This is a genomic window from Pseudoalteromonas sp. SR41-7, assembly GCF_014163935.1.
Lineage (GTDB): Bacteria > Pseudomonadota > Gammaproteobacteria > Enterobacterales > Alteromonadaceae > Pseudoalteromonas > Pseudoalteromonas distincta.
The window spans coordinates 19462-29738 of record NZ_JACJEF010000023.1; the positions used below are offsets into that span (position 1 = coordinate 19462).

A 10277-nucleotide genomic window follows, 5' to 3' on the forward strand; every position below is an offset into this window, starting at 1 on the left:
ATTCGTACTAGCATGAGGAAGTTAAGTGAAGTTCAAGCAGCAATTAAACTAAATAGCTCACTAAAATGATTGCTGCTTTTTTTGCTGATACATTGCAACATCAGCATCTTGAATCATATCCTCAACCGATTTACCTGTATCGTATTTAAAGTGTGTTACCCCTACACTGTAATCAATTTTGTATGGCTTATTTAAGGTATTATTGGTATGCGCAATTGCATCCGCAAACCTTTGTAAAACAAACTCAGCTTTTGTTTCATCTAAATCACTTAGCATTACTACAAACTCATCTCCGCCAAGTCTGCCTATTACTTCACAATCACAAAATGAACTAAGCATAATTTGCGCAAATTTATTCAATACAAAATCGCCTTCGTGGTGTCCATAAACATCATTAATTTGTTTAAACTTATTAAGATCAAACAATATAAACGACATTGATACTTTGTTTCGCCTACATACATTTAGCGTATGCTCAGCAAGGTTCAAAAAGCCACGTCGGTTAGAGATTCTTGTTAACTCGTCAATTGTAGCTAGTTGAATTGATTGAATCTCTTGCTCAACCAGCGTGCCTAAATCTCTTAGTAATTGTTTTTCTTCATCATTAAGGTGTCTAGGTTTATTATCGGCAAGGCATAAAGTGCCTATAATAACCCCTTGCCTTAATTTTAAAGGAAAGCCGGCATAAAAGCGTACTTTAGGATCGCCTGCAACAAAAGGGTTATCATAAAACCTTTTATCTTGGGCTGTATCTGGGATTATTAAGAGCTCGTCTTGATTTATGGTATGGCCACAAAATGAGGTTTCGCGAGGAAGCTCAGGCGCATCAAGCCCCTGCCTAGATTTAAACCATTGGCGGTCTTCGTCAATTAAAGTAACCAATGAAATAGAAACATTAAACATACGCTTGGCAATACGAGTAACACGATCAAAGCGCTCTTCATGCGACGTATCTAGAATTTTTAATGTTTTTAACGCATGTAATCGCTCTGCTTCGTTACTTGGGATCTCAGGTTTAATCATTAAAGCTCAATTAATTTTAAGTGTTTTATGAATTACGAAATGGGAGCGAATATTTTCGAGTATATAACCCATAAACTTATTTAAATTATAAACAGTCTGTCTATTAAAACTAGAACATTACCTTAAAATAGCAATAAATACTTATGAATATCAGTAAGTCTTACCTAAATAAAGATAAGATTAAATCCGCAAAAAATTATGATGAAAACAGGTGGGAGTAGTGGTTGATACAACATTACTACTTTCTAGTTAAAAAGTAGTAATGGCTATTTAGTTTTATTTAAATAACCACTGGATTTGGCATACTTACAAAAATAAACACTTTAATTTTGGTGCTCATATTGTCCACGGTAAACTTCAAATACTTTTAAAACAGTATGTTGCTCTTTAGTTAGGTTATCAAACCAAGTATCAAACAGCTCATCATCTTCTTGCTCACTAAGTGCCATATACCTTGCTAGTAACTCTACAATATCATTGTGGTTGCAGGTTAACGGATTTACTTGTTGCGCCAAGGTACTGTGGTCGCGCTCTCTTAGGGTTTCCATCACCCCTTGGTCAATTTGTTCTTGTTGTTGTGTTGCGTCACTCATACATAACCTCTGTAATAACTTTATAACCGTATTTGTTAACGTTTTAACTCTTAAATATAGTTATAACAGCCTAAACGCCAATAGCCAGCATTTTTAATTCAAGTGCTTATTTTTTGATTTGTTTGCACAAATAGCCAACAATTACGGCCTTTTTGGGGAACATTTAAATCATTTGCAATGAGAGAATAAATACGTTAAATTAAAATGATACATTATCACATATCATTTATTGAGACGTATTATGAAACCAAATATTCATCCTGATTATCACGTGGTTGCTTTTCACGATACCGCTGCCGATTCTTACTTTATTATTGGCTCAACCATTAAAACAAGCCGCACAGTAGAAATAGACGGTAATACATATCCGTATGTACCTATTGACGTATCAAGTGACTCACATCCATTTTATACAGGCAAGCAAAAAACTGTTGCTACAGATGGCCGTGTTGCACAGTTTAACCGCCGTTTTAAAAGTTTATCGACTGTTAAAAAGGAAAATGTATGAAAGTATTAAGTTCTCTAAAAAGTGCGAAGCAACGTCCGGGGTGTCAAATTGTAAAACGCAAAGGTCGTGTATTTGTAATTTGTAAAAACAACCCACGCTTTAAAGCAGTACAAGGAATGAAAAAGAAATAAGTTAAGCTGTGGAGCACTATACATAATTAGGTAGCTTGTTAAAGCTACCTAATTTAGGGAGGATTATTTTACCACTACTGAAAACTCTGGCACTGCCTGAATTACTTTTTTGACTGTACAGGTATTAACGGCTGCAATAAGCGCCTTTTTATATTTATCAGGAAAACCGTCTGGTAGGTTAATCTCAATTGAAAATAACTTTTTACCGTTATCATCTACATTTTCATTATTTTGAGTAAGCGTCATACCTTGCGTTGAAATATCACGCTGCTCACAAAATTTACGTGCATAAAAACCTGCACATAAAACCATACTTACTAAAAAGTAATCAAACGGTTCAGGATGCTCTGCGTTGCCACCAGCATTTACACTTTGATCGCTGATTACTTCTAGGTCGCCAAATTTAGCGCTTTGCTTTTGGCCTTCTAACATTGAAACTGAAATTTCCATTGTGTTTCCTTATATTTATTGCTGCAGATACTTTTAACGCAATTAGCTTAAAAGTAGCGACTAAAGATACATATAGTTTAGGTTTATGAACCGAACAGTAATTCAAAGAACCCTGGAGGCTCATGTAGCTCATGATATTTTTTACGTAAATTATCTATATTTTTTAACGGTTCTTTTGCTGCACTTAGACCCTGCTCATTCGCTGCTTTTTTTGCAAGCTCAGCTTGGGCAATTACTTTATCAAGGCCCTGCAATGACTGCTCAGGCTTTTTGTAAAACTTACCTGTTTTACTTACTTTTACTAGCTTTATAAATTCATCAATCGCAGTATTAAATTCACTAAGTTGAGTTGCCTGTACTGCTTGTTTATACGCAAGGCCCGTATTTTTCATATTTATTTCAAGATCGACAGGTTCCTCGGCTAAAACCAATGAGCTAAATAATAACGCAATATTTAATAAGAAATATTTCATGAACAACCTTATGAGTGAAAGACGCCGAATTGTATCAATTAAAGTAAAAAAAGTAACTCTACTACTCTAAACTTTGGAAGCTATCTGTAAAGCCCCTTTACAGTTTGTATTAGCGGTGGAAGACAGAACTTAATCTTGAATTTATGAAAATAAATTATCAAGCTAACCCTATACGATACAAACCTCAAAAGTAACAAAATAATCCCTAAAAACACAACTATAAAACCATGAAAATAAACATATAAATATTTATACTTTTAAAAATCAATAAGTAAAAAACAATAAAAAAGACAAACAAGATACAAAATATAAACACATTGCCAATAGGGCAAACAAGAAGTTAACAGAAACATTTTAAACCATTGTTTTAACTACATTTTAACAACCCGCTTGTCTTCTTTATTTGTAGGTTCAGCGATAATCCATTGCCTAAAAAACTGCAAGTGTTAAATCTGGGTGCGCAATGTAAATTTTGTATACAAATAATTACTAACATGAATTTTATATTGCACTTAAGTTTAAAAAACAACTAATTCATCTAGGGGATAATATGAAATCTTATAACCAGCTCTCAAGCGGCATAAAAACAGCTCTCTGTTTAAGTGCAATTGGTTTGGCGCATACTTCTATTGCAGCAGATGCTGAGGATACAAAAATAGAACGAGTTGAAGTAACAGGTTCAAAAATCAGCCGAGTTGGTGCAATTGCACCTGCACCTGTAACTGTAATTACTGGTGAACAACTTCTTAATACTGGTGCAGTGAATATCGGTGAAGCGTTAAATAAACTACCAGCACTAGGTAACACATATTCTTTAGCAAACTCAGGCCGCTTTATTGGTACTGCAGGTCTTAATATTCTTGATTTACGTAACATGGGTACTGACCGTACGCTTGTACTTGTAAATGGTAAACGCCATGTTTCGAGCTCAGCTGGCTCACAATCTGTTGACACTAATACTATACCAAGCGTATGGGTTGAGCGTGTAGAAATTGTAACAGGCGGTGCATCTGCTGTTTACGGTGCTGATGCTGTAACAGGTGTTGTTAACTTTATTTTAAAAGATAATATTGAAGGTTTAGACTTTACTGTAACTAAAGGCGTTTCAGATTTAAGTGATTACAACAATGAAAAGGCAACCTTTTCATATGGTAAGAACTTTGATGATGGCCGTGGTAATGCTGCATTTGCAGTTGAATACTCAGCTCAAGACTCTTTAAATGCGTTAGATCACCCTTGGACTGATGGTTCATACTCAAGTCTACGTAACCAAGCCCAAAACGATTCTAATAAAGACGACCCTAATTTTCCTGATAAGATTTATACGCCAAATGCTGGTTACTACGCAATTAATAACGCAGGCGTATTTAGCCTAGGTAATGGTTATGTAAATACATTTAATGCAGATGGCTCTCATCGTGACATTTATACTGGTGACAACGTTGACGGTCTTCTATGTGCAGATTGTGATTCGTTTAACCTAGCCCAGTTTGACGAGATACAACCAAAATTCGAACGTTACAATGTTAACTTTAAAGTTAACTATGATGTAACAGACGATTTAAATGCTTATTTTGAAGCCAAATACGTAAACAGTGAAGGTGAAAGCATTGGCCAACCCGCATTTTTCTTTGGCGATCCACGTAATACCATACAAATTGATAACGCATATTTAGACCCAAGTGTTAAGAAGCTTATGGAAGAAGCTAACGATGGTGAAGGCGTAGAATCAATAAATGTACTTCGTATGATGACTGATTTAGGTCGTCGCATTGAAAACAATACACGTGAAACAACACGATTTGTAGCTGGCCTTAAAGGTACGGTCTTTAGTGATTGGGATTTAGATGCATCTATTGTACGTGGTAAAACAGAATTAGAACGCGTCAATGGCGCGAATATGATTCTTGAAAATTACTCTAACGCACTTGATGCGGTAGATGATGGCAATGGTAATATTGTATGTAGAAGTGAAGCAGCACAAGCTGAAGGCTGTGTTCCTGTAAATATTATGGGCTTTGGTGCGCCAAGTGATGAAGCAATTGACTATATTAATACTGTTTCTACAGGTACATCTGAAATCACTCAAACTGTAGTATCTGCTTCTTTGGCCAATGGTGGATTATTTGAATTACCTGCAGGTTATGTAGGTATGGCTTTTGGTGTTGAATACCGTAAAGAAGAAAGTGAAACAAAAGAGCCAAATAATGCTGAAGGCACATTCTTTAATGCACTTGGTGAAGACAAAGGCGACTTTGATGTAAGTGAAATTTTTACAGAAGTATCAATTCCACTACTTTCTGATATGCCATTTGTTCAAGACTTAGTGCTGGATGCAGCTGTACGCTACGCTGATTACAGCACAATTGGCGATGCAACTAGCTGGAAATTAGGGCTTGATTGGACTCTAAACGATGAGCTTCGTTTTCGTTTAACACAATCAGAAGCGCTAAGAGCGCCAAATATTGGTGAAATTTTTGGTGCACCGAGCCAAACTTTCTACAGTGTCGACGATCCTTGTCAAGCTGATAACTTAAATGATTTACAAAACAGTAGTACACGCCGTGCCAACTGTGCTGCATTAGGTGTGCCAGAAGGTTTTGATTCTGACTATGATTCACAAACACTTGAAGGTTTACAAAGCGGTAACCGAGATGTGAAGGGTGAAGAATCTACAAGTACTACTATTGGTCTAGTTTACCAACCAGAGTTTATTGAAAACGCAACACTTACTATAGATTACTGGAAAATTGAGCTTGAAGATGCAATCTCGACTATCAGTGCGCAAGATATCCTAGATCGTTGTGTTGATAGCGGCTCAGGTATTTCAAATCAATATTGTAGTCTTATTACACGTGATGCAAACAGTGAGATTTCGTTAATTCAAAACTCAGTGCTTAATGTGTCAGGTCAAGAAGCATCTGGTGTTGACTTTGAATTAGGTTACGACTTTGATGCGCTTGAAGGTAGCTTTAAAACACGCTTTATTGGTACATATTTGATTGAGCGTAAAGAGTTCCCATTCCAAGATGAGCCTAGCGACTACATTGAATATGCGGGCGTTACAGGTGAAGCGCAATGGCAAGCTAACTTAAATATAGAATACAGCTACGAAAACTTATACACATCTTTGAGCACTCGTTATATCGAAGAAGTAAGCTTATACACAGATCAAGATTTAAGCGATAACCCCAATCCAAATAGTTTAACTACTTTTGGTACATACATAATTACTGACATGACAGTCGGTTATAACTTTGATAACGGTGTTGGCTTAAAAGTGGGTGTAGATAACCTATTCAATCGTGAGTTACCTTATGGTACACGTGGTGATGGTAGCGGAAGTGCTAGCTACGATAATATAGGGCGTTTTGGTTACATTACTTTTTCATATAAAATGTAAGTTTTATTGTTAATAAAAGGCCCATAAACTGGGCCTTTTTTACTTTTCAAAGATGAAATTTACTCATTTTATATTTATTAGCAACAAAAATAGCGTATTTTAAATTACTTCACGACAACATGAAATTACATAAATAAAACATTAAAGACTAATAAACCTTCTATTAAAATTTATTAATTAACTAACCTTCTCCTAAAAAATTAATATGAAAGCCATAAAAAAGTTCATTATTAACACTCAAATGAAAACAAAAAACACTACATGATAATGAAAAGTGCATAGACAATAAAAAACCTTATTTTTAGTTACAAACTCATATCAAATAATTAAAATTATAAATGTAAAAAACGCAACAAACTGAACTTTATAAAAATTGATACAGAAATAACTCATTTGAATCCATCAAGTTACCTCTCTTCTATTACTGGTTTCCCCGTGCAATAATCGCCGCCCTCATAACAAAAGTTATAGGTTTTTATCTAATACAGACTGTATTAAGTAAAAATAAATATTGTATTAAATTACTATAAAATGTCCTTTGGGAAACACATGAAACGTCATAATTTACTTTCTACTAGCATTAAATGTGCATTAATTACTGCTGCTGCAACAGCAAGTAATTCTGTGCTTGCACAAGATGAGCAAGCAACAAAAATTGAACGCGTTGAAGTAACGGGTTCACGTATTTTACGTGAAGGTGCTATTGCACCTGCACCAGTAACAGTTATAAGTGGCGAGCAGCTAATTAATACAGGCGCTGTAAACATTGGTGAAGCGCTAAACAATTTGCCAGCACTTGGCAATACATATTCTATGGCTAACTCAGGCCGTTTTATTGGTACTGCTGGTTTAAATATTCTTGATTTACGTAACATGGGTACAGACCGTACCTTAGTACTTGTAAATGGTAAGCGTCATGTATCAAGCTCTGCAGGTTCTCAAGCTGTGGATACCAATACTATTCCAAGTGTATGGGTCGAGCGTGTAGAAATTATCACTGGTGGTGCATCCGCTGTATATGGAGCTGACGCGGTAACAGGTGTTGTAAACTTTATATTAAAAGACAACATTGAAGGTATGGATTTTAGTGTTACCCGAGGTTTTGCCGATTTAAACAGCTACAACAACGAAAAAGCGACGTTCTCGTACGGCTCTAATTTTGATAACGGCCGTGGTAATGCAGCTTTTGCTATTGAGTACTCTGGCCAAGATTCATTAAATGCACTTGACCACCCTTGGACTAGCACATCTTTTAGCAGCTTACCTAACCAAGCCCAAACGGATGAAAACAAAAATAGTGCTGACTTTCCTGATGATATTTTAACACCTAATGCGGGTTATTACGCCATCAATGATTCAGGTGTTTATGCACTTGAAGATCCAACTAAGTATATTAATAGCTTTAACCCTGATAGCAGCGCACGTGATTTATACATAGGCAATAACGCAGATCCATATTCATGTGCAGAATGTGACTTTTTTAACTTAGGCCAATTTGAAGAAATACAACCTGAGTTTGAACGTTACAACGTAAACTTTAAAGTTAACTACGATGTGACCGACGATTTAAACGTCTACTTTGATGCAAAATACGTAAACAGCCAAGGCGAAAGCATAGGTCAACCTGCGTTTTTCTTTTTTGACAGCGACAACAGCATTAACATTGATAACCCTTACCTAGACCCAGCCATCAAAGCACGTATGCAAGAGGAAGGTGTTGATTCAATCATGGTTAACCGCATGATGACCGACCTTGGCCGCCGCATTGAAAACAATACGCGTGAAACAACGCGTTTTGTTACCGGCTTAAAAGGGACTGTTTTAGAAGATTGGGAATTAGATACGTCAGTTGTATACGGCCAAACAGATCTAGAGCGTGAAAACGGCGCTAACATGATTTTAGCCAACTACTTTAATGCACTTGATGCCGTTGAAGATACAAATGGCAACGTAGTATGTCGTAGCGCTGCTGCGCAAGCTGACGGATGTGTACCTGTAAATATTATGGGTTTTGGCGCACCATCTCAACAAGCTATTGATTACATAAATACGGTATCAGTTGGTACTTCAACAATTAAGCAAACAGTTGTTTCTGGCTCACTTGCTAATGGCGCTATTTTTGAATTACCAGCAGGTTATGTAGGTATTGCATTTGGTGCCGAGTACCGTAAAGAAGAAAGCGAAACTAAAGAGCCAGATAACGCAGAAGGTACTTTCTTTAACGCACTGGGCGAAGATAAAGGCTCGTTCAACGTACGCGAAGTATTTTTTGAAGCGACGATGCCAATTTTAACTGACTTACCGCTTATTCAAGATTTAGTGTTTGATACTGCAGTACGTCATGCTGACTACAGTACGATTGGCGAAGCAACTAGCTGGAAACTTGGCCTTGATTGGACTGTAAATGATGAGCTACGTGTACGTGTAACTCAATCTGCAGCACTTCGTGCGCCAAACATTAGTGAAGTATTTGGGGCAGCAAGCCAAACTTTCTACAATGTAGACGACCCGTGTCGCGCCGACAACCTAGGTGACTTATCAAACGGTGCAACACGTACTGCAAACTGTGCCGCATTAGGTGTAGCGAGTGACTTTAACTCAGGTTACGATGCAGCCTCATTAGATGGTTTAACTAGCGGTAACCGCGATGTAAAAGGCGAAGAGTCAACAAGTACAACTGTAGGCATTGTTTACCAACCAGAGTTTTTAGAAAACGCGCTGCTTACTATTGATTACTGGGAAATTGAACTTGAAGATGCGATTGACACAATCGACGCGCAAGACATTCTTGATCGCTGTGTTGATAGCGCAACAGGTATAAACAATCAGTACTGTAACTTAATTACACGTAATGCTAATGGTGAAATTACTTTAATACAAAACTCTGTATTAAATGTTGCCGGCCAAAAAGCATCAGGGATAGATTTTGAACTAGGTTACGACTTTGACGCGCTTGAAGGTAGCTTCAAAACCCGCTTAATTGGTACTTACTTAATTGAACGTAAAGATTACCCGTTCCAAGACGACCCTAGTAACTACATTGAATACGCAGGTACTACAGGTGAAGCTAAGTGGCAAACTAACTTATCTGTAAGCTATGTTATGGATAACTTTTTCTCAACAGTTGAAACACGCTTTTTAAGTGAAGTAGATTTATATACAAATGTTGAGCTTGAAAGTAACTCGAACCCAAGTAACCAAATGTCTTACGGTAAATACTTTATTACCGATATGACTGTTGGTTACAACTTCGATAGTGGCTTAGGCGTTAAAGTAGGTGTTGATAATCTATTTAATCGTAAACTTCCGTACGGTTCACGTGGTACAAGCGCGGGTAGCGCAAGTTACGATAACATTGGCCGCTTTGGCTACATTAACTTAAGCTACAGCTTATAATTAATAAAATAACTTATTAGGGCGTGTTGATCATTGGTGGGTGAATTTGCAGCAGTATGTTTGGTTTTTAGGCAAGGCAGAGCCTATGTAGTGTGGTTATTCCCCATAAATAGGCGATAACGCAGCATAAATACCAAACATGCGCTGCCCGAAGGGTTCTTTCTAGGGGCGATTAACTCTTTGTTGCCTACATGGATGTAGGTAAGGGGCGTGAGCAGGACGCGGAAGCTTTGCTCGGTTTTTACTTATTCTTACATGGATGTAAGCCAGTAGAATAACGCAGGAGCAGTTATCGAGCCC

At 37.0% G+C, this 10277-nt stretch carries 8 protein-coding genes; 4 read left to right on the forward strand and 4 right to left on the reverse strand.

What is annotated here, in order from left to right; all coding sequences use genetic code 11:
• Nucleotides 1-60: 60 nt before the first annotated feature.
• Nucleotides 61-1023 (reverse strand): sensor domain-containing diguanylate cyclase, encoded by a 963-nt coding sequence (locus H5092_RS19840; protein ID WP_182734794.1) that lies wholly within the window; start codon nt 1021-1023, stop codon nt 61-63.
• Between the two features lie 323 nt (nt 1024-1346).
• The gene (locus H5092_RS19845; protein ID WP_039487544.1) at nt 1347-1616 is read right to left on the reverse strand and encodes a hypothetical protein; all 270 of its coding nucleotides are present in this window, start codon (nt 1614-1616) and stop codon (nt 1347-1349) included.
• A gap of 241 nt (nt 1617-1857) precedes the next feature.
• On the opposite strand from H5092_RS19845, the gene H5092_RS19850 reads away from it, so the two are divergent.
• On the forward strand, nt 1858-2124 hold the full coding sequence (locus tag H5092_RS19850) for a type B 50S ribosomal protein L31 (protein WP_182734796.1): 267 nt from the start codon (nt 1858-1860) through the stop codon (nt 2122-2124).
• The gene (ykgO, locus tag H5092_RS19855) at nt 2121-2255 is read left to right on the forward strand and encodes a type B 50S ribosomal protein L36 (RefSeq protein WP_002958669.1); all 135 of its coding nucleotides are present in this window, start codon (nt 2121-2123) and stop codon (nt 2253-2255) included. The genes H5092_RS19850 and ykgO overlap by 4 nt, the downstream gene beginning before the upstream one ends.
• Before the next feature lie 63 nt (nt 2256-2318).
• Here ykgO and H5092_RS19860 read toward each other — a convergent pair whose 3' ends face one another.
• Complete coding sequence (locus tag H5092_RS19860) at nt 2319-2705, reverse strand: OsmC family protein (RefSeq protein WP_002958670.1); 387 nt, start codon at nt 2703-2705, stop codon at nt 2319-2321.
• An 83-nt stretch (nt 2706-2788) separates the two neighbouring features.
• Nucleotides 2789-3178: a cytochrome b562 gene (locus H5092_RS19865; RefSeq protein ID WP_154902890.1), complete on the reverse strand. Its 390-nt coding sequence runs from the start codon at nt 3176-3178 to the stop codon at nt 2789-2791.
• A 550-nt stretch (nt 3179-3728) separates the two neighbouring features.
• Between H5092_RS19865 and H5092_RS19870 the strand changes: the two genes are divergently transcribed.
• Together H5092_RS19870 and H5092_RS19875 are read left to right on the forward strand one after the other, a co-directional pair.
• A complete protein-coding gene (locus tag H5092_RS19870; protein WP_154902891.1) occupies nt 3729-6581 on the forward strand; it encodes a TonB-dependent siderophore receptor in 2853 nt (950 codons plus the stop codon).
• Nucleotides 6582-7130: 549 nt separating this feature from the next.
• Nucleotides 7131-9977 carry a TonB-dependent receptor domain-containing protein gene (locus H5092_RS19875; protein WP_182734799.1) on the forward strand — a complete coding sequence of 949 codons (2847 nt, stop codon included), beginning with the start codon at nt 7131-7133 and terminating at the stop codon, nt 9975-9977.
• Nucleotides 9978-10277 lie beyond the last annotated feature (300 nt).

Coding starts and splice junctions, on each gene's coding strand:
- H5092_RS19840 (WP_182734794.1), bottom strand. CDS start 1,023: ATGATTAAACCTGAGATCCCAAGTAACGAAGCAGAGCGATTACATGCG.
- H5092_RS19865 (WP_154902890.1), bottom strand. CDS start 3,178: ATGAAATATTTCTTATTAAATATTGCGTTATTATTTAGCTCATTGGTT.
- H5092_RS19850 (WP_182734796.1), top strand. CDS start 1,858: ATGAAACCAAATATTCATCCTGATTATCACGTGGTTGCTTTTCACGAT.
- H5092_RS19845 (WP_039487544.1), bottom strand. CDS start 1,616: ATGAGTGACGCAACACAACAACAAGAACAAATTGACCAAGGGGTGATG.
- H5092_RS19870 (WP_154902891.1), top strand. CDS start 3,729: ATGAAATCTTATAACCAGCTCTCAAGCGGCATAAAAACAGCTCTCTGT.
- H5092_RS19875 (WP_182734799.1), top strand. CDS start 7,131: ATGAAACGTCATAATTTACTTTCTACTAGCATTAAATGTGCATTAATT.
- ykgO (WP_002958669.1), top strand. CDS start 2,121: ATGAAAGTATTAAGTTCTCTAAAAAGTGCGAAGCAACGTCCGGGGTGT.
- H5092_RS19860 (WP_002958670.1), bottom strand. CDS start 2,705: ATGGAAATTTCAGTTTCAATGTTAGAAGGCCAAAAGCAAAGCGCTAAA.